Source organism: Streptomyces sp. NPDC033966, assembly GCF_055575955.1.
Map to the genome: position 1 here is coordinate 673,651 of NZ_JBVIRQ010000002.1, position 22,344 is coordinate 695,994.

Here is a 22,344-nt window from a genome sequence, read left to right on the forward strand (position 1 = left end):
CCCACCGTCGGCCGGGATCGAGGTGCCGTCCAGCGCACCGGTCGGCCACCTGGATGCCCGGACACCGGCGACCGTGAGGCGTTCACTCCGCGCGGCGAGGTCACGCGCTGCGGGCGACGGCACCTCGCGACCGCCCGACGACCCCTCCCCCGCCGGCGCCGCGGGCCGCGGGCCGTCGGCAGCCTGCCGCGGGTCGCCGCGCCGGGGGGGGCGGTGCGCAGCCTCAGAGTCCCGGGGCAGGGGTGTGAGGGGAGTTGCCGTAATAGGCGTCCGGTCCGTGCTTGCGGGTGTAGTGCCGCTCCAGCAGATGCCCCGGCGGTTCGGAGGTGTCTCCGAGGCGGGAGCCCAGTGCCAGCGTGTGCAGCGCCATCTCCGCCACGGCCTCGCAGACGATGGCGTTCTCCAGCGCGGCCTTCGCGGTGGCACCCCAGGTGAAGGGGCCGTGCCGTGAGACGAGCGCGCCGGGGACCTCGTCGGCCCGGCGGGGGTCTCCGTCGAGCAGGGCGACGATCACCTGTCCGGTGTTGTACTCGTAGTCCTGCGCGCACTGCTCGGCGGTGAGGTCCGCCGTCACGGGGACGGGCCCGTTGAAGGTGTCGGCGTGTGTGGTGCCGAGCACGGGGATCGGGCGGCGTGCCTGGGCGAAGGCGACGGCGTGCGCCGAGTGCGTGTGGGTGACGCCGCCGATGGAGGGGAAGGCCCGGTAGAGGCACCGATGGGTTTCGGTGTCGGTGGAGGGCCTGAGGTGTCCGTCGACGACCCGCCCGTCCTCCAGCGCCACGACCACCAGGTCGTCCTCGGTGAGGTCGGCGTAGGAGACCCCGGACGGCTTGATGACGAAGACGCCGGCGTCTCGATCCACTCCACTGACGTTTCCCCAGGTGAGGGTGGCCAGACCGGCCTCCGGGATGCGCAGGTTGGCCGCGAGGACCTCGCGACGGAGGTCCTTGAGGATGGTCTCGCTCACTACGCTCTCACCGTCTGTCTGACATGCGCGGAGGTTTCCCCGGGCCGGCGTCCCGCCGGCCCGCGGTCGCGCATGAGCGGGCTGGACTGATCGGGGGCCGCGCCAGGCCATTCCACCGGCTACCCCGCTCAAATTGTTAACGCTAACACGCGGTGATCTCAAGAGATACGAGAAGATTCATGCCCACTCCATGCGACCAACGCTGCATAATGTGAACGCCCACATCAATCCTGATCGACGAATCGACGAACTCCCGGCCGGTCCGACATATGCGCGGGCCGCGGCCGGTTCGGTACCTTGAGGGAAGGCCGCTCGATGAGGAAAGGAAGAGAGTTGACCCAGCTCCCAGACGTCTCGCGAGCGCCCACCATGACGGACGTCGCACGTGTCGCCGGCGTGTCCCATCAGACCGTTTCGCGGGTGCTCAGCGACCACCCGAACGTCAGCGCCAAGACCCGGGCCGCCGTGACGCAGGTCATCGAGCAGCTGGGGTACCGCCGCAACTCGGCAGCCCGCGCCCTGGCCACTCGCCGGACCCACACGCTGGGCGTCATCGCGGTGAACACCACTCTGCACGGGCCCGCCAGCACCGTGGCGGGAGTTCAAGAGGCGGCTCGGGACCGCGGCTATCTGACGTCCGCCGTCACGCTTCGCACCGCCACGCAGACGGCCCTCGCCGAAGCCATGCAGCACCTCGCCGGGTGGGGCGTGGAGGGGATCGTCGCCGTCACTCCCCAGCGCGCCGCGGTGCGGGCCCTGGCGTCACTGGAAGCACCGTGCCCGGTGGTCACCGTGGAAGGCGGCCACACCCTCGACCTGCCGGGTGTGTCGCTGGACCAGAGCCTCGGCGCTCGCATGATCACGGAACATCTTCTCGCGTCGGGCCACGCCACCGTGTGGCATGTCGCGGGCCCTCCCGACTGGCTCGAGAGCGAGGCCCGCACCCGCGGATGGGAGGACGCGCTCCGAGATGCCGGCGCCGAGGTGCCGCCCCTGCTGCGCGGCGACTGGAGTCCGCTGTCGGGATACCAGGCCGGCCAGCAGCTCGCGGGTCGGTTCCGGGCGTCACGCGGGCGGGGCGCGGGCCTCACCGCGGTGTTCGTCGCCAACGACCAGATGGCCCTCGGTGTCCTCCGGGCCTTGCGGGAGGCCGGCCTGCGCACGCCGGAGGACGTGGCGGTCGCCGGCTTCGACGACATCCCCGAGGCCGAGTTCTTCCCGCCCCCGCTCACGACGATCCGTCAGGACTTCGCCTCGATCGGCCGCGACAGCATCGGGCTGCTCCTGGACCACATCGAAGGCCGGACCGTCGAGTCGACGCACCTGGTGGTGGCGCCCGAGCTCATCGTGCGCGCCAGCACGGCCCGCAGGATCGTTCCCCCCGGCACGTGACCCCCGGCTGACCCGCACCTTCGCCCGGCCGTCGCCCCTTTGACGGGAAGCCGGGTCCCGGGGGCACCTCGTACGGGGCAGGGCGCCGCGGGCACGAAAGCCGCCGCCCGGTGCCCCTGCGGCACCGGACAGCGGCAACGGCCGGCGCCGCCCCTCTCAGACGGTGACCGTGGTGAAACGGTGGATCGTGGTGGACCGGTACAGCTCGCCCGGGCGCAGCAGGACCGTCGGATAGTCGGGGCGGTTCGGCGAGTCCGGGAAGTGCTGCGTCTCCAGCGCGACCCCCGCGTAGGCCTGGTAGGGCCTGCCTCCCTTGCCCGTGATGTCACCGGTCAGGCCTTGGGCGGTGTAGACCTGGATGCCCGGTTCCGTGGTGAGCACGTCCATGCGGCGGCCGGATGCGGGGGCGTACAACACGGCGGCCTTGCGGGGACGGGCTCGCCGGGCGCCGTCGAGGACCCAGTTGTGGTCGAAGCCGCCACCGGCGAGGACCAGCTGCGCATCCGCATGGGTCAGTACGTCGGAGAGCCGCCGGGGCCGGCGGAGGTCGAACGGGGTGCCGCTGACCGAGCGGTGGGGGCCGTCGGGGATCAGCTCGCTGTCGACGGGGGTGTAGAGGGGGGCCTCGACCTGGAGATGGTGGGCCAGGACGTTGCCCCGGCCCTCTCCTTCGAGGTTCCAGTAGGCGTGGTTGGTGAGGTTGACGATCGTCGGCGCGTCGGCGACCGCCTGGTACGACAGGGTCAGGTTGTCGTCCCGGTCCAGCGTGTAGGTGACGCGCACGTTGAGGGCGCCGGGGAATCCCTGGTCGCCGTGGGGGCTGTGCAGGAACAGACGGACACCGGTGCGGTGCACGGTGTGGAAGGGTTCGCACCGCCACACGCGCTGGTCGAACCCGTCGGGGCCGCCGTGCAACGCGTGCCCGGTCTCCTGGGTGGCGAGCCGGTGGGTGACGCCGTCGACGACGAGCCGGCCGCCGGCGATCCGGTTGGCGTAACGGCCCACCGTCGCGCCGAAGTAGCGTGCGGAGCCCTCGCAGGCTCCGGGGTCGCGGGCGGCGAGCACCACGTCGGCGGTGTGGCCCCAGCGGTCCGGCAGGATCAGGGAATGGAGGCGGGCGCCGCGCGTGTGGACCTCCGCGCAGGCCCGTCCGGGGAAGCCGAACCGCCACCTCTCCCCCGGTCCCTCATCGTCCAGGCGCTGGGGGCGGACCGCCCGCGGACCGGCGGCGGTCTGCCCGGGCTCGGCGGCCCGGCCGACAGATTCGTATGCGTGTTCCATGGCGGTATTCCCTGGAAGTCGGTCCACCGCCGGGCGCGCCGGGAAACGAGCTGTGATCTCGGCGCGCGACCGCGGTGGCACGGGCTGATGGGCTGGCCTGAGTCAGTCGGTGGCGGGACGGCGGCCGCTCATCAGACGTTGCAGCACGATGAACACGAGCAGCAGGGCGCCGATGACGATCCGGGTCCACCAGGAGCTGAGCGTGCCCTGGAAGTTGACGACCGTCTGGATCATGCCGAGGACGAGCACGCCGAGGGCCGTGCCCAGGACGAAGCCGGAGCCGCCGGTCAGCAGGGTGCCGCCGATCACGGTGGCGGCGATCGCGTCGAGTTCCATGCCCATGGCGTGGAGGGCGTAGCCGGAGAGCATGTAGAAGGTCAGCAGCAGGCCGCCGAGTGCGGAGCACAGGCCGCTGACGGCGTACACGGCGATCTTGGTGGAGCCCGCCGGAAGGCCCATCAGGCGTGCGGAGGACTCGTTGCCGCCCAGCGCGTACACGTTGCGACCGAAACGCGTGTGGTGCAGTACGACGAAGGCGATCACCAGCACGGCCAGGGCGATGACCACCGGGATCGAGACGAACAGGCCCCCCGGGCCGTACAGCCGGGTCTGCGCGATCGCGGCCGTGGTGGGGTCGCTGATCGTGATGGATTCGGTGCTGATCGTGTAGCAGAGCCCGCGGGCGAGGAACATGCCCGCCAGGGTGACGATGAACGGCTGGATCTCGAAGGTGTGGATGATCCAGCCCATGAGCGTCCCGCTCGCGGCGCCGACCAGCAGGACGAGGGGGATGACGGTGGCCAGGGGCCAGCCGTGCGACTCGACCAGCCAGGCGGTGAGCATGGTCGACAGGGCCACCATGGAGCCGACGGACAGGTCGATGCCGCCGGTGAGGATGACGAAGGTCGCCCCGACCGCGACGACCAGGAGGAATCCGTTGTCGATCAGCAGGTTCAGCACGACCTGCGCGGAGAGGAAGCCCTCGTAGCGCACCGACCCGACGCTGAACATGACGACCAGCAGGACGGCCGTGACGATCAGTGGGATACGGGTGCGGCTGCGCGGCGACACGGTCGCGAAGGGGCGGGCGAGTTGCGCGGCGGCGCCCGCGATGCCGGTACTCATGCGCCTGCCTCCTGCTGCTGCGGGGCGGCGCCCGCCGTGGTGTGGGATCGGGGAGTGGTCGTCCTGCGGCGGCGCAGGACCTTGGCCCGGAAGACCGGGGACTGCACGAGGCAGACGACGATGACGACGAAGGCCTTGAAGACGAGGGTGGTCTCGGGCGGGACACCGAGGGTGTAGACGGTGGTGGACAGCGTCTGGATGATCAGGGCGCCCAGGACCGTGCCGCCGAGGGAGAAGCGTCCTCCGGTCAGGGCGGTGCCGCCGACGACGACGGCGAGGATCGCGTCGAGTTCGATCCACAGGCCCGCGTTGTTGCCGTCGGCGCTGGAGACGTTGGAACTGATCATCAGCCCGGCGACGGCGGCGCACAGCGCGCTGAAGACGTAGACCAGGGCGAGCAGACCGCCCGCGCGGATGCCGACCAGACGGCTGGCCGCGGGGTTGCCGCCCACGGACTCGATCAGCATGCCGAGTGCGCTGCGACGGGTGACGAAGGCGGTGAGCGCGACGAGGGCGGCTGCCAGGAGTACGGCGAACGGGAAGGTCAGCCAGTAGCCACCCCCGATCATCTTGTAGGGGGCGCTGGTCACCGTGATGATCTGACCGTCGGTGATCAGCTGGGCGACACCGCGGCCAGCGACCATGAGGATCAACGTGGCCACGATGGGCTGCACCCCCAGACCGGACACCAGGAAACCGTTGGCCAGGCCCAGCACGAGGGCGACGCCGAGCGCGAGGGCGACGGCCGTGAGCATGGTGGCGGCACTGCCGGGATCCGCGGCGGTGGAGATGTGCCCACAGGCGAGGGCGCCGGCGATGGCGACGGTGGAACCCACCGAGAGGTCGATCCCGCGGGTGGCGATGACCAGGGTCATGCCGAGCGCCACCAGGACGAGGGGTGCGCCGAACTGCAGGATGTCGATGAGGCTGCCGTAGAGGTGGCCGTCTCGTACGCGGACGGAGAAGAAGTCGCGGTGGAACGCGAGGTTGCCGAGGAGCAGGGCGAGCAGGATGAGCGCGGGCCACAGCAGGCGGTGGCCGGCCAGTCGTCTCCCGATTCCGCCGGCCGCCTCGGACTTGGCGGGCTGGGTGGTCATGAGTCCGTTCCGGTGGCGATGGTCGTGAGGAGGCGTTCGGGCGTGACGGTGTCGTCGTTCGCGAGGGTGGCCACCATGCGGTGGTCGCGGAGCACCGCGATCCGGTGGCTCAGGCGCAGGACCTCTTCGAGTTCCGCCGAGATGAACAGCACCGAGGTGCCGTCGCCCGCCAGGCGGGCCACGAGTTTCTGGATCTCCGCCTTGGCCCCGATGTCGATGCCCCGGGTGGGTTCGTCGAGGATCAGGAGCCGGGGGGCGGTCAGCAGCCAGCGCGCGAGCAGCACCTTCTGCTGGTTGCCTCCGCTGAGGTGGCGTACCTGCGCTTCGGGGTCGGCGGGCCGGATGTCCAGGGCTTCGATCCAGTGCCGCGCCAGTTCGTCCTGTTTCGCCCGGGCCAGCGGCCTGGTCCAGCCGCGGGCGGCCTGGAGGGCGAGGACGATGTTCTCGCGGACCGTGAGCTCGCCCACCAGCCCCTCGGACTTGCGGTTCTCGGAGCAGAACGCGATGCCCCGGGCGATGGCGTGGCGGGGGGTCCGCAGGACCACCTTCTCGCCCTCGATGCTCACCTCTCCGGCGTCCGCGCTGTCCGCGCCGAACAGGAGGCGCGCCACTTCGGTGCGGCCCGAACCGAGGAGCCCTGCCAGCCCGATGACCTCGCCGGCGTGGATGTCGAGGTCGTACGGTTCGATCGAGCCCGTGCGGGTCAGTCGCCGTGCCCGCAGGAACGGTTCGCCGGTCTCCCGTTCGACCGCTTCCTCGTGGGCACGTTCGGACAGCTGGTCGAGGGTGGCCAGTTCGCCGCCGATCATGCGCTGTACCAGCGTCACCGGCGTCAGTTCCCCGATGGGGTACTCGCCCTCCAGTCGGCCGTTGCGCAGGATGGTGACGCGGTCGCAGAGGTCGAAGACCTGGTCGAGGAAGTGCGTGACGAACAGGATGGCCACACCGCGGTCCCGCAGGCGCCGCACCAGCGTGAAGAGCTGGGCGACCTCCTCGCGGTCCAGGCTGGAGGTGGGTTCGTCCAGCACGAGCACCTTCGCCGAGACGTCCACCGCCCGTACGATGGCGACCAGTTGCTGTACCGCCAGCGAATGCGCGTCGAGCAGACTGGTGACGTCCAGGTCGAGGTCCAGTTCCGTCAGCAGCTCGGCCGCCCGCTGCCGCATCGCGGACCAGTGGATGAGACCGAACCGGCGCGGTTCGCGCCCGATGAGGATGTTCTCGGCGACCGAGATGTTCGGGCAGAGGTTCACCTCCTGGTAGACGGTGCTGATTCCGGCCTGCTGCGCCTGGAGTGGGTCCGCGAACGCGTGGGGCCGGCCGTCGACCACGAGGGTGCCGCCGTCGGCGGGGTGGACACCGGTGAGCACCTTGATCAAGGTGGACTTCCCGGCGCCGTTCTCACCCATCAGGGCGTGCACCTCACCGGGGAAGAGCCGCAGGGCGACTCCGTCGAGGGCGAGCACGCCCGGGAACTGCTTGCGGATGCCCTGGGCTTCCAGGACGGGTCGCGGGCCGCCCGCGTCCGTGGGCCGCGGGGTGGTGGACGGGGATGCCATCCGCCCTCCTCTCGTGGGTGGGGTGGTGGAGCGGGTTGCCGACACTGGAGGAGGCACCTGGGTCGTCTCTTTCCGGTCCTGTCGGCCGGGCCGAAGGAGACGAGCCGAAGAGACGGGCCGAAGAGACGGCCGGAGAGACGGCCCGGGACGGGCCTCCTCCCGCACCGGAACCTGCTGCGTCAGTAGCTCCGGGACGGCAGCGCGGCCGCGGCCTTGTCCTGCGGGAAGACGCCCTCCTGGGTCTCGATGCGAGGCGGCACGCTCTCCCCCGCCGCGACCTTCTTGGTCAGCTCCATCAGCTGGTCACCGAGCATCGGGTTGCACTCCACCACGACGTTGATCTTGCCCTCGGTCATCGCGACGAAGGCGTCCTTGATTCCGTCCACCGAGATCACCTTGATGTCCGTACCGGGCTTCTTGCCGGACTCCTCGATGGCCTGGATGGCGCCGAGGGCCATGTCGTCGTTGTGGGCGTAGAGGACGTCGATGTCCTTCTGGGACTTCAGGAACGCCTGCATGACCTCCTTGCCCTTGGCACGGGTGAAGTCGCCCGTCTGCGAGGCGACGATCTTGAACTTGCCGTCGGCGCGGATGGCCTCGGCGAAGCCGGCCTTGCGGTCGTTGGCGGGTGCGGAGCCCGTGGTGCCCTGGAGCTCGACGATGTCGACCGGGCCCTGCTCGTTCGCATAGGCGGCGGTCAGCCACTCGCCCGCGGACTTGCCCTCCTTGACGAAGTCCGAGCCCAGGAAGGTCTTGTAGAGGGAGGTGTCCTTGGTGTCCACGGCGCGGTCGGTGAGGATGACCGGGATGCCCGCGTCCTTGGCCTCCTTCAGCACCGTGTCCCAGCCGGACTCCACGACCGGCGAGAAGGCGATGACGTCGACCTTCTGCTGTATGAAGTTGCGGATCGCCTTGATCTGGTTCTCCTGCTTCTGCTGCGCGTCGGAGAACTTGAGGGTGATCCCGGCCTTCTTCGCCGCCTCCTGGACGGACTTGGTGTTGGCGGTGCGCCAGCCGCTCTCGGCGCCGACCTGGGCGAAGCCGAGCGTGATCGTCCTGCCGGACCCCCCCTTGGCCTCCGAGGGGGACCCGGAGGCGGGGGCGCTGGTCGAGCAGGCGGTCAACGAGGAGGCGAGAAGGCCGGCGGTGAGGACGAGAACTGCTCTGCGAGCCATGTCGGATGTCCTTTCAGGGTGTACAGGAAGAGGCGCCGCACGGCCGGGGCCGGGCTTTGCCCACCAGGAGCCCCAGGAGTGCCGCGGCCCACGACGGCCGGCGGTGGCCGGCGTCCGGTTCGGCAGGAGAGGGACCCCTTGAGAGGGGGGCACCGTGGCATTGTGAGCGCTAACAAGCCAGGTTCTCAACCCCCTTGCGCACGTTACCTCCCCGTTACCGCCTCGGGCTCGGCAGCGAGGCGGACGTCAATCCGTTCCCGAGGCCATCGGCCTCACCACCCGGATTGACGGCACAACCTGCGCCACTTCGAACGCAGATCAGTCCGGGCCGCCGTATACGGAGGCCACTGCGCCGACGGAGCTCACACGTGATCCACACAGACCCCTTGCCTCTCGACATTGTTAGCGCTCACAATGCAGTGCATTGGACCCACCCGGCCGACCGCCACGATCGCGGGCGGGCGACGCCTCCTGCCGGGCCGCCGCCCGCCGGGCCGCCGCCTGCCGCCCCCCGGCTCCTTCGAAAGGCACTCCGTTGACCTCACCCCGTCCCCTCGCGCCCACCCCGTATTCCGAGGAATCGGAGCGGTACACGGTCGGCGTCGACTTCGGCACGCTGTCGGGCCGCGCCGTGGTGGCGCGGGTTCGCGACGGTCAGGAGCTGGCCGCGGCGGTCCACGTCTACCGGCACGGCGTCATCGACCGCCACCTGCCGCACGGCGGTGCGCCACTTCCTCCGGACTGGGCCCTGCAACACCCCCAGGACTGGCGGGACGTACTGCGTCACGCCGTCCCGCAGGCGGTGGCGGCGGCCGGGATCGACCCCGCCGCGGTGATCGGCATCGCCACCGACTTCACCGCCTGCACCGTCCTGCCCACGCTGGCCGACGGGACCCCCCTCGCCGAGACCGACCTCGCCGGACGGCCGCACGCGTGGCCCAAGCTGTGGAAGCACCACTCCGCCCAGTCGCATGCCGACCGCATCAACGAACTCGCCCACGCCCGCGGGGAGAAATGGATCGCCCGCTACGGCGGCCGGATCTCCGCCGAGTGGCAGTTCGCGAAGGCCCTCCAGGTCCTGGAGGAGGATCCGCTCGTCTACGAAACCTGCGCGCGGTGGATCGAGGCCGCCGACTGGATCGTGTGGCAGCTCACCGGAGCCGAGTCCCGCAACGCCTGCACGGCCGGATACAAGGGCATCCACCAGGACGGCGCCTACCCGAGCGAGGAGTACCTGGCCGCGCTGAACCCCCGGTTCGCCGACTTCGCGCGCACCCGCCTCGAATTCCCCCTCTCCGCGCTGGGCTCACGCGTGGGCTTGCTCAGTACGGAGGCGGCAGCGTGGACGGGGCTGCCCCCCGGCATCGCCGTGGCCGCGGGCAACGTCGACGCCCATGTCACCGCGGCGGCGGCCCAGGCCGTCGAGGACGGCTCGCTGCTCGCCATCATGGGGACCTCCACGTGCCACGTCGTGAACGCCCCCGTCCTCGCCGACGTACCAGGCATCTGCGGTGTCGTGGCCGGCGGGATCGTCGAGGGGACCTACGGCTACGAGGCCGGCCAGAGCGCGGTCGGCGACATCTTCGCCTGGGTACTGGACCAAGGCGTCCCGCCGGACTACCTCGCCGAGGCCGCCGACCGCGGCGAGGACCTGCACGCCCTGCTGACCCGCAAAGCCGCAGGCCAGCCGGTCGGCGCACACGGCCTGGTCGCCCTCGACTGGCTGAACGGCAACCGTTCGGTCCTCGTCGACCACCACCTCTCCGGAGTCATCGTGGGCCTCACCCTCGCGACCCGCCCCGAGGACGTCTACCGCGCACTGCTCGAAGCCACCGCGTTCGGCACCCGCGTCATCGTGGAGGCCCTGGAGAGCGGCGGCGTACCGGTGCACGAGTTCATCGTCGCCGGCGGACTGGCCAAGAACGAACTGCTGATGCAGATCTACTCCGACGTGCTGCGCCGCCCCGTCTCCCTGGCCGCCTCCGACCAGGGCCCCGCCCTCGGGTCGGCCATCCACGCCGCCGTGGCCGCCGGCGCGCACGCGGACGTACGCACGGCCACCGCCGCCATGGGCCGCCGCCTGCCCGCCGTCTACACGCCCGACGCCTCCCGGGCCGACGCCTACGACGCCCTCTACGCCGAATACCGGCTCCTGCACGACCACTTCGCGGACGGCGGCCTGCTGCACCGGCTGAGGAGCATCCGCGACGCGGCCCGCACCGGGGGCTGACCGCGCCCCGCTGTCCGTCACCACTTCCCCACCCGCCCGGCACCCTCACCCCGTTGCGGGACGTCACCTTCAGGAGTCCATGTGCCCAGCCGAACATCTCCCGCCCAGGAAATCTGGTTCCTCACCGGCAGCCAAGGCCTGTACGGGGAGGACACCCTGAAGCAGGTCGCCGAACAGTCGCGGCAGATCGCCACCACCCTGGCCGACGTCTCCGGCCTTCCCCCACGTGTCGTGTGGAAGCCGGTACTGACCGACGCCGACGCCATCCGCCGGACCTGCCTCGATGCGAACGCCGACGACCGGTGCATCGGGCTCATCGCCTGGATGCACACCTTCTCGCCGGCCAAGATGTGGATAGCCGGACTGGACGCACTGCGCAAGCCGTTGCTGCATCTCCACACCCAGTCGAACGTGGCCCTGCCCTGGGACACCATCGACATGGACTTCATGAACCTCAACCAAGCCGCCCACGGAGACCGCGAGTTCGGGCACGTCCAGGCCCGCCTCGGCGTCCCCCGCAAGACCGTGGCCGGCCACGTCACCGATCCGGACACGACCGCACGCGTCGCGATCTGGGCGCGGGCGGCCGCCGCGCGATCCGAACTGGCCACCCTCAAGGTCGCCCGCTTCGGCGACAACATGCGCGACGTGGCCGTCACCGAGGGCGACAAGGTCGAGGCCCAGTTGCGCTTCGGCGTCTCCGTCAACACCTACGGCGTCAACGACCTGGTGGAGGTCATCGACAGCGCGGACGAGAGCGAGGTGGCTTCCCTCGTCGAGGAGTACGCGGACGTCTACCACCTGGCGCCCGGACTGCGACCGGGCGGCGAACGGCACGACGCGCTGCGTTACGCGGCCCGCATCGAAGCCGGCCTGCGCACCTTCCTCGAAACGGGCGGCTTCGGGGCCTTCACCACCAACTTCGAGGACCTGGGCGGACTGCGCCAGCTGCCCGGCCTCGCGGTCCAGCGGCTCATGGCCCAGGGCTACGGCTTCGGAGGAGAGGGCGACTGGAAGACCGCCACCCTGCTGCGCGCCCTCAAGGTGGCCGCCACCGGTCTCCCGGGCGGCACCTCCTTCATGGAGGACTACACCTACGACATGACACCCGGCAACGAGCTCATCCTCGGCGCACACATGCTGGAGGTCTGCCCCACCCTCGCGACCGCCAGGCCCAGCTGTCAGATCCACCCCCTCGGCATCGGCGGGCGGGAGGACCCGGTGCGCCTGGTGTTCGACGCGGCCCCCGGACCGGCCGTGGTGGTCGGGCTCGCCGACCTCGGCGACCGCTTCCGCCTGGTCGCCAATGACATCGACGTGGTGGCACCCCCTCACCCGCTGCCCGCCCTGCCCGTCGCCCGCGCGGTCTGGCGGCCCCGACCCGACCTGCGGACCTCCACCGAATCCTGGCTGACGGCCGGAGGACCGCACCACACCGTCCTCAGCACCGCCCTCACCTCCGACCACCTCGACGACCTGGCCGAGATGCTCCGCATGGAACTCGCGCTCATCGACGAGACCACCACTCCGAGGCAGTTCCGGCGCGATCTCCGCTGGAACCAGGCGTACCACCGGCTCGCACTGGGGCTCTGAACCGCTCGGATCCCGGCGCACGCGTGGAGGCCGGGCAGGCCCTGGGGGCCTGCCCGGACTCGTCGTACGCGGAGCCGTCTCCGGGCGGGGCGCTCCGTTATTCGAGCAGCTCCGCGTACGAGCCCATCGCCAGGGCGATGTCCGCCTGGGCCCAGAACCGGTGGTAGGTGAAGACGGGTGCGGCGCCGCCCGCGAGGTAGGCCTCGACCTTCGGCCAGGCCGGGTCGTTCTTGTAGAAGCCGCGGATCGAGGCGAAGGTGGACGAGGAGTTCACCGCGTCGCCGTTCGGCATCTTTCCGGTCCACGTGCCGGGCACGTACACCGGGTCGTTGAAGCGCTTGTAGTCGGTCCGGGTCTCCTGCACGGAGAGGCCCAGCGGGTCCTGGTGGTGGGCCCACATGCCGTCGAGCAGGGCCTTGGCGACCCGCTTGGCCTCGGCGTTCCCGGACTTCGCGGCGTAGTAGGTCAGCGTCTTGGCGTATGCGGCGGCCACGCCCACGTCGTCGGTGTAGTCGGCGACGGTGACGTGCAGGCCCGCGTTGGCGCCGGGAGCCGAAGCGTTCCAGGTGTCGGGGGCGCCGGACCACTTGAGGGTGGAGGGGATGCGGTAGGTGCCGTCGGGGTTGATCGTGGTCTTCGACAGGGCCCAGCCGACCCACTTGTCGAGCAGGGCCTTGGCGCCCGCATCGCCCGTCTGCTCGTAGAGTTCGGCGACCCGCTCCATGGACCAGGCCTGGAAGCCGAACCACTGGTTGGACGGCGGGTCCTGGTAGACCGGCTTCTCGTCGTAGAAGAGGCCGTGGAAGGTGGGGGTCCCGGCCGGGGGCTGTGCGTAGCGCCCCTGCCAGCTGTTGGTGGCGCCGCCCGCGATGGCGCCCTCGTCGGACTGGAGCCAGCGGTAGAACTCGAGCTGCCGGTCGAGGCTGGTCGCCCAGTCCGCGGCGCCGGTCGGCGACTTGGGCTTCAGCGGGGCGTACTCGCTGAGCGCGTAGGCGGCGAGGGGGTTCTGGTATCCGCTGTGCGCGTGGCTGGAGCCGATCCGCCAGGACCAGCCGGCCGCGGTGTCGGTGGCGCCGCCCCAGGCGTAGTACCAGGACATCAGGTAGTGCGCGCTGTCCTTGCCGGTGCCGGCGGGGCAGACGGTCGGGCCGACGCAGTTCCCGGCCTTCTTGAAGTACTTGTCGAACATCGAGTACCGCAGGTAGTCGCCCATCCTGGCCGCCTTGGAGACGGTCGCGGTGACCTGGGTCCCCTTGCCCTGCTCCTTGGCCCAGACGTCGGCCCAGTAGGCGGCCTGGACGGCCCGCGCGTCGGCGTCCGGGGCATCGGTGAACTTCCACTGCTTGGCGTAGGAGGCGTCCCCGGTGAACAGGTCGAGGTAGCCGTTCTTGCCGCCGTAGGTGAAGTTGTCGCAGGTGGGGTGGGGCACGGTCTCCCAGACCGATTCCTCGGGTCCGCGCTGGAAGGTGTTGATGTACGAGGGTCCGGTCGCGGTCGGTCCGGCGGAGCACTTTCCGGGCCCGTTGCCGTAGCCTTGAAGTGCTCTCCCGGCCGGAGCCGGGAGATTCCTGCTTACCTTGCGGCAGCGGGCTTGACGCGTTTGGCGCGCCTGACGACTGCCCTCCCGGCAGCCGGGATGAGCGAGAGGCCCATCCGGTACAGGTGCAAGACGTTCCGGGCTGCGTTGTGGTCGGCGTTGCCCGACCAGCCGCAGTCCGGGTTCTTGCACACGAACACGGCCTGGGACTCCCTGCTGCCGGGTGTGGTGAGGCCGCACGCGGAGCAGCGTTGGGAGGTGCCGGGGGCGGGGACCTTGTGCAGGGTGCCACCGTGCCGGGCGGTCTTGTACGTCAGCATGGTGACGGTCCGGCCCCACGCTTCCCCGCTGATGGAGCGGTTCAGCCCGGACTTCTGGGCGACGTTCTTCCCCGGCTCTTCGACGGTTCCCCTGGCGGACTTGACCATGTTCGTGATGGTGAGTGCTTCGACCACGATCGTGCCGTATGTGCGGGCGATGGCGGTGGTCGTCTGGTGCTGCCAGTCCAGTGCCCTGCGCTTGGCTTTCGCGCGGAGTCCTGCGATCTGGTCGTAGGTGTGTTGGAGCCGGCGGCTGGCGCGCTCGCCGGGCTTGCGGTGTGCCTTGCGCTGGGCGGCGCGCCGCTCCAGGTGCAGGAGTTTGGCCTTCTCCTTCTCCGTCAGCCATTCGTCGTGCTCGTACGTCTCACCGTCCGAGAGGGCGAGGGGCACGGTGACGCCCACGTCGACGCCCACTTCCGGCCCCTGGTGGGGCTCGGGCCCGGTCTCCAGGGTCTGGACGCGGAAGGCGATATGCCAGCCGAGGGCGTCCTTGACCAGCCGGGCCCCGGTGATCCGGTTCTCCGCGTCGGCACGCTTGCCGACCGGCAGGTCCTTGGTCCACCGGAAGCGGACCCGGCCGATCTTCGGCAGGTTGACCATGCCCCAGCGGCGGTGCACGCGGGTGATGTACAGGTCGCGGCCCTGCGGGATGTCCACGGACATCACCGTGCGGAAACGGCCTTTGAAATTCGGGGCGTCGGCGCGGCCGTCCCAGCAGTTCTTCCACGCCTGGAAGTACGTCTTCAACACCGCTTGCGCGGCCTGCGCGGGAAGCACAGCGAGAAAGTCGATGTCCTCGCGGGCCTGGCGGATCGCGGCGTCCGCGTGTGCGAGAGTCCGCTTCTCCTTCGGCATCATCTGCCACCACGCATGCAGGAGATTCCACATCGTGCGGGCCGCATGCGCCTGATCATCCGCCTTGCGAACCCCGGCAGGCGACAGCGCGAGCCGGGCGCGATGCCCGAACTGCCGCTTCACTGCCGCCTGTTCGCTCGCGTTCCCGACCATAGCATTGGTTTATGTCACCTCGATGGAACCCGAATCCCGACGTCAGAACTGGCCGCCATGTTGTCTACAACCTGCATGTTCAATTGGTTTTTGTCACCAAGTACAGGCGGAATGCGTTCACCGACACGATGCTGACCCGCATCGAAGAAATCACACGCCGTTCCAGCCGTTGGTCAGCTGCTGGTTGCCGGAGTAGTCGTAGGTGAGATTCCAGCCGTCGAGAGCGGTCGCGGACCGGTTGGCGAGGGTGATCTCGGCGGTAAAGCCCGAACCCCAGTCGTTGGTCTTGTAGTCGACGCTGCACTGCACCGCCGCCGCCGCCGCGGTGGTGGTGGTGGTGGTGGTGGCGGCGCCGACGGCCGTGAGGACCAGGGGGAGGGAGAGGGCCATGGCCGTGGCGGACGCGATCAGCAGTGTGCGTCGTCCGTGGAATCCGGGTGGGGGATGTGACGGCATGCGGATGGTTCTCCTCGCGGCTCGGGGGAGACGGGATGAGAGGAGCGGGTGCGCACAAGCTCCGAACCAGTGGGAGCGCTCCCACTGTGCAGAGGTGGCCCGACGGCGTCAAGACCTGTGAAGAGTCGAAAGCAATCTCCGAGGAATTTACTCAACTCCTCTTTTGCTTGGCGGCACTTGGCGCTACGGTCTGGCCCCAACCAGTGGGAGCGGTTCCATCAGTCGGCGCCCGTCAGGGCGCAACGTGCTGCAAGGACTCGCTCATCGAGACCCCGCGCCTGTCAGCACTGCTCGGCGGAGCGGCGCTAACCTCGCGCGACGGCGGTACTTGCCGGCATCGGCCACACCATCGCCGGCACACAGGACCTGGTGCAGGCCGTGCATGCGACCGGGGCCCGCAGTTTCCTGCCGGTCCCCGGGATCGTCTACAACGACCCGAGCCAGTGGCCCACCCGTTCCCCCCCTCGCCTCGGTCGCGGACCGGGCCCCCGGTCGCGGGCGAGAGCGGCGAGCACACCTGCGGACACGCGTTCACCGACCGCGCCACGGCCCGGTTGCGACGACCGCGCCCGCTCCGTACGACGGCACCCCTGCGCACAACGGCACTCCCCCCATTCGGCACCGGGTGCGCGACCGCCTGCGCACCCTGAACTGAAAGGCACCCCGCGAAATGAGCCGCACCGTACCCCGCACCGCCTTACTGGCGGCCCTCAGTCTCGTCACGGCCGCCGGCGCCACCGCCACGGCGTTCGGTACCAGCGCCGGCGCCGGCGCCGCCGCCGGCTGCAAGGTCGAGTACCAGATCTCGAACCAGTGGAACACCGGCTTCGGTGCCAACGTGGTCGTCACCAACACCGGTGACCCGGTCGCCTCCTGGACCCTGGAGTGGTCCTACGCGAACGGCGAGCAGGTCACCCAGGGCTGGAACGCCACCATCACCCAGTCCGGGGCCGCGGTGACCGCGAAGAGCATGTCCTACAACGGGTCGCTGGCCACGGGCGGTTCGACCTCCTTCGGGTTCAACGGTTCGCACACCGGCACGAACGCCGTCCCCGCGACCTTCAAGCTCAACGGCGTCACCTGCAACGGCGCCACCGACCCGACCCAGCCCCCCACCACACCCCCGACGACCCCGCCCACGACGCCGCCGACCACGCCTCCGCCCACCGGCGGCAAGGCCGACAACCCCTACGCCGGCGCCAAGATGTACGTGAACCCCGAGTGGTCCGCCCATGCCGCCGCCGAACCGGGCGGCAGCAGGGTGTCCAACCAGCCCACCGCCGTATGGCTGGACCGCATCGCCCTCGTCACGGGCACGAGCGGCACGATGGGACTGCGCGACCACCTCGACGCGGCCCTGACACAGAAGGGCAGCGGCGAACTCGTCGTCCAGCTGGTGATCTACAACCTGCCCGGACGGGACTGTTCCGCGCTCGCCTCCAACGGCGAACTGGGCCCCACCGAGATCGACAAGTACAAGACGCAGTACATCGACCCGATCGCCGCGATCCTCGCCGAACCCAAGTACGCGGGGCTGCGGATCGTCACCACCGTCGAGATCGACTCACTGCCGAACCTGGTCACCAACGTCTCCGGCCGCCCCACCGCAACCGCCAACTGCGACGTGATGAAGACCAACGGCAACTACATCAAGGGCGTCGGCTACGCCCTGAACAAGCTCGGCTCGATCGCCAACGTCTACAACTACGTGGACGCCGGCCATCACGGCTGGCTCGGCTGGGACGACAACTTCGGCCCCTCCGCCGAAATGTTCAAGCAAGCCGCGACCGCCGAGGGCTCCACGCTCTCCAAGGTGCACGGCTTCATCGTCAACACCGCCAACTACAGCGCACTGAAGGAGGACAACTTCAAGATCGACGATTCCGTCAACGGCACCTCCGTGCGCCAGTCGAAGTGGGTCGACTGGAACCGCTACACCGACGAACTGTCCTACGCCCAAGCCATGCGCACCAAGCTGGTCTCCCTGGGCTTCGACGCCAGCATCGGCATGCTCATCGACACCTCCCGCAACGGCTGGGGCGGCACCGCCCGCCCGACCGGACCCGGCGCGCTGACGAGCGTGGACACCTACGTCAACGGCGGCCGCTACGACCGGCGCATCCACCTCGGCAACTGGTGCAACCAGTCCGGCGCCGGACTCGGCGAGCGGCCGAAGGCGGCCCCGGCCGCCGGCATCGACGCCTACGTGTGGATCAAGCCCCCGGGCGAGTCCGACGGGGCGAGCAAGGAGATCCCGAACAACGAGGGCAAGGGATTCGACCGGATGTGCGACCCCACCTACACGGGCAACGTACGCAACGGCAACAGCATGTCGGGAGCCCTGCCGAACGCACCGCTCGCCGGCCAGTGGTTCTCGGCCCAGTTCCAGGAGCTCATGAAGAACGCCTACCCGGCGCTGTGACGCAGGGCAGGTGACGAGCCCGGAGCCTTGCGGAAGCATTCCCTTCCGCGGGGCTCCGGGCCTCGGCACGCCAGCGCCGTGGCCGGAGTGCGGGCTGCCGGCAGGCTGCCGGGGCGGCTTCAGGAGGAATCCCGCACGACCAGTTCCGTCGGGAGCACCCGGCGCGGCTCCTCGCCCATGCCCCGCCCCCGGGCGGGGCCGGCTTCTCGGGACAGCTCCGCGATCTTCTGGAGCAGGAGCCGGGTCATCGTGCGGCCCATCTCCTCGATGGGCTGGCGCACGCTGGTCAGGGGCGGGTCCATCAGACGGGCCACCGTGGAGTCGTCGACCCCTACGAGGGCGACGTCCTCGGGGACCCGCCGGCCGGCCTCGCGCAGCACCCCGCGCGCGCCCGCCGCCATCACGTCGGAGGCGGCGAAGACGGCGTCCAGGCCGGGGGCGCGTTCCAGGAGCTCGCGCATCGCCAGCCGGCCGCCCTCCTCGGTGAAGTCCGCCGTCGCCACGAGCGACTCGTCGGGCTGGATTCCTGCCTCGGCGAGCCCCGCCCGGTAGCCGCCCAGACGGGCGCGGGCCACGTACATGTCCAACGGCCCGCTGATGGTCGCGATCCTGGACCGGCCGCGCCCCGCGAGGTGGGCGACGGCCGCCCGTCCCGCACCGATGTTGTCGGAGTCCACATAGGCCACCGGCTCGCCCTCCGAACGCCGCCCGTTCATGACGACCGGCAGACCCAGCCGCGCGATCCGGTCGGGCAGCGGGTCGTTCCCGTGGACCGATGCCAGCAGCACGCCGTCGACCCGCTGGGCCGCCAGGTAGTGCTCGAACCGCTGCCGCTCGGCCTCGGTCCGGACGAGGGTGAGCAGCAACTGCTTGTCCGCCTCGGCCAGCTCGGCGCTGACCCCGCGGATCAGGTCGAGGAAGTACGGCTCCGAGAACAGCCGGGCCTCGGTTTCCGGAATGACCAGGGCCACCGCGTCGGTCCGGCTGCCGGCCAGCGCCCTGGCCGCCTGATTGGGTACGTACCCCAGCTCTGCGACAGCCCGGGCCACGGCGTCCCTGGCCCGCTCGCTCACCCGCGGCGAACCGTTGATGACCCGGGAGACCGTGCCCCGGCCGACACCGGCCAGGGCCGCTACCTCCTCCAGAGTGGGCCTGCCGCCGCTCTGCCGTCCGCTCACGCTCTTGAACTCCCCTCATCTGCCATCGCACTCCGTGCCGGGCGCGGGCCCGGCCTGCTGATCAGGTACGTAGGACGGTGCACCCGCCCCGTAGCCGTGGGACACGTTACGCCGACCAGAGGTGGGAGCGCTCCCACAGTACTCCCCATTCCCTTCTGCCACCACGGTCGCGTTCACCGCCTGACACGGGCAGCGCGTCCGAGAAGGCGGCCCCACGGGCGGCCCCGCACGTCGGAGGCTCCTGTGTAATGAATTCGCGTTCATCTCTTGACACCCGTACCTGCCAGGCAGCAACCTTCCGGCTACGACGTGGGAGCGCTCCCATCCAGGGGTGCGACAACGGCTTTCACATCAGGTCCGGGCGGGCCCTTGGCCGAGCCGCGAACAGCCCGCCGGACCCCCATGGGGCACACCGAGCAGCACCTTGGACGAGGAGAGTGGAATGCGTTCTTCCAGCAGCGGACACGGACGCGGACGCGGACGCCGCACCGTGCTCCACGCGGTCGCCGCGGTCGCCGTCGTGGCGACCGGTACGGCCCTGCTCACCGGCTGCGGCGGTGACGGCGACCAGGGCAAGGGTGACGGCGCGGCCGGCGGCGAGCAGATCACGCTGCGGATCGGTACCTTCGGTTCCTTCGGCTACGACGACGCGACCGGGGCCAAGCTCTACGCCGAGTACACGAAGGCCCACCCGAACATCAAGATAGAAGAGTCGAACGTCGCGGACGGCCAGAAGTACTGGGACACCCTCAAGCTGCGCCTCTCCCGCGACAGCGGCCTCGCGGACATCCAGGCCCTGGAGGTCGGCTACATCGCGGAGGCGACCGGACCCGCCATGGCCGGCAAGTGGGCCGACCTCGGCAAGACGGGTGGCGCGGACCTCGGCGTGTTCCTCGACTGGAAGGTCAAGCAGGCCACGACGGGCGACGGCAAGGTGATCGGCCTCGGCACGGACATCGGCCCGATGGCCATCTGCTACAACAAGGACCTCTTCGCCAAGGCCGGCCTGCCGACCGATCGCGCCGAAGTCGCCAAGCTCTGGGCGGGCGACTGGGCGAGGTTCATCCAGACCGGCGAGGCGTACAAGAAGAGCGCCCCCGAGGGGACCTCCTTCCACGACTCCGCGAGCGGCCTGTTCAACGCCGTGATCGCCAGCGAGCCCGTGCAGTACGCCAACGCCAAGGGCGAGCTGGACTACGAGAACAGTCCGGGCGTGAAGAAGGCCTGGGACACCGCCGTGGCGGCGGCCAAGGGCGACATGACCGCGAAGCTCCGCCAGTTCGACGAGAAGGGCACGTGGAACGCGGCCTTCAAGAACTCGAAGTTCGCCACCGTGGCCTGCCCGAGCTGGATGACGGGCATCATCAAGGACCAGGCGGGCCCGGAGAACCAGGGCAAGTGGGACATCGCCGCACCGCCCGTGGCCGGGAACTGGGGCGGCTCCTTCCTCGCCGTCCCGAAGTCGGGCAAGCACGCCAAGGAGGCGGCCGAACTCGCCGCCTGGCTCACCGCTCCGGCCCAGCACGCCAAGGTCTTCGGCGTGAACGGCAACATCCCCTCCTCCAAGGACACCCTCAGCTCTCCTGCGGTGCAGGGCGCGAAGCTGCCGTACTTCGGTGACACCCCGGTCGGCAAGATCTACTCGGAAGCCGCGGCCGGCATCACGCCCGCCCCGATCAGCCGCTGGGACGGACAGGTGAAGACCTTCCTCACCGACAACGGCATCCTCGACATCGAGCAGCGCGGCACCGATCCGGCGAAGGCCTGGGAGAACGTCAAGAAGCTGGTCGCCGACAAGATCGACAAGTAGCGGGGCACGCGGCGGCCCGCCCGCACCCGCCTCCCACCGCCTCCCCGCGGTGGTGGCGGGCGGTCGCCGTCCGCACCACCGCACCACCGCACGCATCGACCTGGAAGGACGCCCCCGTGGCCACCTCCGTACGGGCGACCAGCGGCGGCTCCGCGCCGCCCGCCGCACAGCCCCCGGCCCCCGGCACCGGCTCCCGCAAGCAGCGGCCCTCCGGCCGGGGCGGACTGCGCAGCACGCTCTACCGCCTGGACCTGAAGGCGGTCCCCTACGTCTTCCTCGCCCCCTTCTTCCTCACCTTCGCGGCCTTCGGACTCTTCCCCCTGCTCTACACGGGCTGGCTCTCGCTCCACCGGGTGGAACTCGGCGGCAGCGCGCAGTGGAAGGGGCTGGAGAACTACACCTCCCTGGCGGGAAGCGAGTTCTTCTGGAACGCCCTCGCCAACACCTTCACCATCGGCGTGATCTCCACCGTTCCCCAGCTGCTGATGGCCCTCGGCCTGGCCCACCTGCTGAACTACAGACTCCGTGGCCGCGGCTTCTTCCGCGTGGCGGTGCTCGCCCCGTACGCCACCTCGATCGCGGCGGCGACGCTCGTCTTCGCGCAGCTGTTCAACACCGACTACGGGCTGATCAACACGGTGCTGGGCTGGGCCGGCTTCGAGCCGGTCGCCTGGGAATCCTCCAAGTGGCCCGCTCAGATCGCGATTTCGGTGATCGTGACGTGGCGCTGGACCGGCTACAACGCCCTCATCTACCTGGCCGCGATGCAGGCCGTGCCCCAGGACCTCTACGAGGCGGCCGCGTTGGACGGGGCCTCGCGCTGGCGCCAGTTCCTCAGCGTGACCATCCCCTCGATCCGGCCGACGATCCTGTTCACCGTCATCGTCTCGACCATCGGGGCCACCCAGCTCTTCGGCGAGCCGATGCTCTTCGGCGGCAGTGTCGGCATCAGCGGCGGCAGCGGCAACCAGTTCCAGACGCTGAGCCTGCTCATGTACGAGAAGGGCTGGGTGACCGGCGCGCTGGGCCAGGCCTCCGCCATCGCCTGGGTCATGCTCCTGCTCCTCCTGCTCATCGGCGGCCTTCAAGCCCTGCTCTCCCGCTCGAACCGCAGCCGCAGCCGCAGCCGCAGCCGTAACCACAACCGCAACCGCAACCGCGCCGGCCGCATGCGCACGAAGGCGGGGAGCTGAA

At 70.2% G+C, this 22,344-nt stretch carries 14 protein-coding genes and 3 pseudogenes; 7 read left to right on the forward strand and 10 right to left on the reverse strand.

Annotated features, from left to right (window positions below; all coding sequences use genetic code 11):
* Nucleotides 1-223: 223 nt before the first annotated feature.
* A complete protein-coding gene (gene araD, locus ACZ518_RS08550) occupies nt 224-967 on the reverse strand; it encodes an L-ribulose-5-phosphate 4-epimerase AraD (RefSeq protein ID WP_469112249.1) in 744 nt (247 codons plus the stop codon).
* A 315-nt stretch (nt 968-1,282) separates the two neighbouring features.
* Here araD and ACZ518_RS08555 point away from each other — a divergent pair, with 315 nt between their 5' ends.
* Nucleotides 1,283-2,359, forward strand: coding sequence for a LacI family DNA-binding transcriptional regulator (locus ACZ518_RS08555; protein ID WP_469112250.1), 1,077 nt, complete (start codon nt 1,283-1,285; stop codon nt 2,357-2,359).
* 156 nt (nt 2,360-2,515) lie between these two features.
* Here the strand turns inward: ACZ518_RS08555 and ACZ518_RS08560 are convergent, their stop codons facing one another.
* The 5 genes from ACZ518_RS08560 to ACZ518_RS08580 form a co-directional block, all read right to left on the reverse strand.
* Nucleotides 2,516-3,640, reverse strand: a complete 1,125-nt coding sequence (locus ACZ518_RS08560) for an aldose epimerase family protein (RefSeq protein WP_469112251.1) — start codon at nt 3,638-3,640, stop codon at nt 2,516-2,518.
* Between the two features lie 102 nt (nt 3,641-3,742).
* The gene (yjfF, locus tag ACZ518_RS08565; protein WP_469112252.1) at nt 3,743-4,765 is read right to left on the reverse strand and encodes a galactofuranose ABC transporter, permease protein YjfF; all 1,023 of its coding nucleotides are present in this window, start codon (nt 4,763-4,765) and stop codon (nt 3,743-3,745) included.
* Nucleotides 4,762-5,862 carry an ABC transporter permease gene (locus ACZ518_RS08570; protein ID WP_469112253.1) on the reverse strand — a complete coding sequence of 367 codons (1,101 nt, stop codon included), beginning with the start codon at nt 5,860-5,862 and terminating at the stop codon, nt 4,762-4,764. Before ACZ518_RS08570 ends, yjfF begins: the two co-directional genes overlap by 4 nt.
* Nucleotides 5,859-7,421, reverse strand: a complete 1,563-nt coding sequence (locus ACZ518_RS08575; RefSeq protein WP_469112254.1) for a sugar ABC transporter ATP-binding protein — start codon at nt 7,419-7,421, stop codon at nt 5,859-5,861. The genes ACZ518_RS08570 and ACZ518_RS08575 overlap by 4 nt, the downstream gene beginning before the upstream one ends.
* 179 nt (nt 7,422-7,600) lie before the next feature.
* The gene (locus ACZ518_RS08580; protein ID WP_469112255.1) at nt 7,601-8,596 is read right to left on the reverse strand and encodes an ABC transporter substrate-binding protein; all 996 of its coding nucleotides are present in this window, start codon (nt 8,594-8,596) and stop codon (nt 7,601-7,603) included.
* Nucleotides 8,597-9,131: 535 nt separating this feature from the next.
* On the opposite strand from ACZ518_RS08580, the gene araB reads away from it, so the two are divergent.
* Nucleotides 9,132-10,826, forward strand: coding sequence for a ribulokinase (araB, locus tag ACZ518_RS08585; RefSeq protein WP_469112256.1), 1,695 nt, complete (start codon nt 9,132-9,134; stop codon nt 10,824-10,826).
* Between the two features lie 81 nt (nt 10,827-10,907).
* Nucleotides 10,908-12,419, forward strand: a complete 1,512-nt coding sequence (gene araA, locus ACZ518_RS08590; protein WP_469112257.1) for an L-arabinose isomerase — start codon at nt 10,908-10,910, stop codon at nt 12,417-12,419.
* 97 nt (nt 12,420-12,516) lie between these two features.
* On the opposite strand, the pseudogene ACZ518_RS08595 reads toward araA, so the two are convergent.
* Together ACZ518_RS08595 and ACZ518_RS08600 are read right to left on the reverse strand one after the other, a co-directional pair.
* Nucleotides 12,517-13,953: pseudogene (locus ACZ518_RS08595) on the reverse strand (glycoside hydrolase family 48 protein); the annotation flags it as partial.
* A 38-nt stretch (nt 13,954-13,991) separates the two neighbouring features.
* A complete protein-coding gene (locus ACZ518_RS08600) occupies nt 13,992-15,284 on the reverse strand; it encodes an RNA-guided endonuclease InsQ/TnpB family protein (RefSeq protein WP_469112258.1) in 1,293 nt (430 codons plus the stop codon).
* An 11-nt stretch (nt 15,285-15,295) separates the two neighbouring features.
* Here ACZ518_RS08600 and ACZ518_RS08605 point away from each other — a divergent pair.
* A pseudogene (locus ACZ518_RS08605) lies at nt 15,296-15,442 on the forward strand (transposase); the annotation flags it as partial.
* Here the strand turns inward: ACZ518_RS08605 and ACZ518_RS08610 are convergent.
* A pseudogene (locus tag ACZ518_RS08610) lies at nt 15,441-15,674 on the reverse strand (cellulose binding domain-containing protein); the annotation flags it as partial. The pseudogenes ACZ518_RS08605 and ACZ518_RS08610 sit on opposite strands and share 2 nt — an antisense overlap.
* A gap of 736 nt (nt 15,675-16,410) precedes the next feature.
* Here ACZ518_RS08610 and ACZ518_RS08615 point away from each other — a divergent pair.
* Nucleotides 16,411-18,162, forward strand: coding sequence for a glycoside hydrolase family 6 protein (locus ACZ518_RS08615; protein ID WP_469112259.1), 1,752 nt, complete (start codon nt 16,411-16,413; stop codon nt 18,160-18,162).
* Between the two features lie 119 nt (nt 18,163-18,281).
* On the opposite strand, the gene ACZ518_RS08620 is transcribed toward ACZ518_RS08615, so the two are convergent.
* Nucleotides 18,282-19,340 (reverse strand): LacI family DNA-binding transcriptional regulator, encoded by a 1,059-nt coding sequence (locus ACZ518_RS08620; RefSeq protein ID WP_469112260.1) that lies wholly within the window; start codon nt 19,338-19,340, stop codon nt 18,282-18,284.
* 442 nt (nt 19,341-19,782) lie between these two features.
* On the opposite strand from ACZ518_RS08620, the gene ACZ518_RS08625 reads away from it, so the two are divergent.
* Nucleotides 19,783-21,150 (forward strand): ABC transporter substrate-binding protein, encoded by a 1,368-nt coding sequence (locus tag ACZ518_RS08625; protein ID WP_469112261.1) that lies wholly within the window; start codon nt 19,783-19,785, stop codon nt 21,148-21,150.
* A gap of 116 nt (nt 21,151-21,266) precedes the next feature.
* Complete coding sequence (locus ACZ518_RS08630; RefSeq protein WP_469112262.1) at nt 21,267-22,343, forward strand: carbohydrate ABC transporter permease; 1,077 nt, start codon at nt 21,267-21,269, stop codon at nt 22,341-22,343.
* The last annotated feature ends 1 nt before the right edge of the window (nt 22,344 follow it).

What these genes read in the sequence shown, in the direction of transcription:
- ACZ518_RS08570 (WP_469112253.1), bottom strand. Translation starts at nt 5,862, where the DNA reads ATGACCACCCAGCCCGCCAAGTCCGAGGCGGCCGGCGGAATCGGGAGA.
- ACZ518_RS08600 (WP_469112258.1), bottom strand. Translation starts at nt 15,284, where the DNA reads ATGGTCGGGAACGCGAGCGAACAGGCGGCAGTGAAGCGGCAGTTCGGG.
- ACZ518_RS08615 (WP_469112259.1), top strand. Translation starts at nt 16,411, where the DNA reads ATGAGCCGCACCGTACCCCGCACCGCCTTACTGGCGGCCCTCAGTCTC.
- yjfF (WP_469112252.1), bottom strand. Translation starts at nt 4,765, where the DNA reads ATGAGTACCGGCATCGCGGGCGCCGCCGCGCAACTCGCCCGCCCCTTC.
- ACZ518_RS08625 (WP_469112261.1), top strand. Translation starts at nt 19,783, where the DNA reads ATGCGTTCTTCCAGCAGCGGACACGGACGCGGACGCGGACGCCGCACC.
- ACZ518_RS08555 (WP_469112250.1), top strand. Translation starts at nt 1,283, where the DNA reads ATGAGGAAAGGAAGAGAGTTGACCCAGCTCCCAGACGTCTCGCGAGCG.
- ACZ518_RS08575 (WP_469112254.1), bottom strand. Translation starts at nt 7,421, where the DNA reads ATGGCATCCCCGTCCACCACCCCGCGGCCCACGGACGCGGGCGGCCCG.
- ACZ518_RS08580 (WP_469112255.1), bottom strand. Translation starts at nt 8,596, where the DNA reads ATGGCTCGCAGAGCAGTTCTCGTCCTCACCGCCGGCCTTCTCGCCTCC.
- ACZ518_RS08560 (WP_469112251.1), bottom strand. Translation starts at nt 3,640, where the DNA reads ATGGAACACGCATACGAATCTGTCGGCCGGGCCGCCGAGCCCGGGCAG.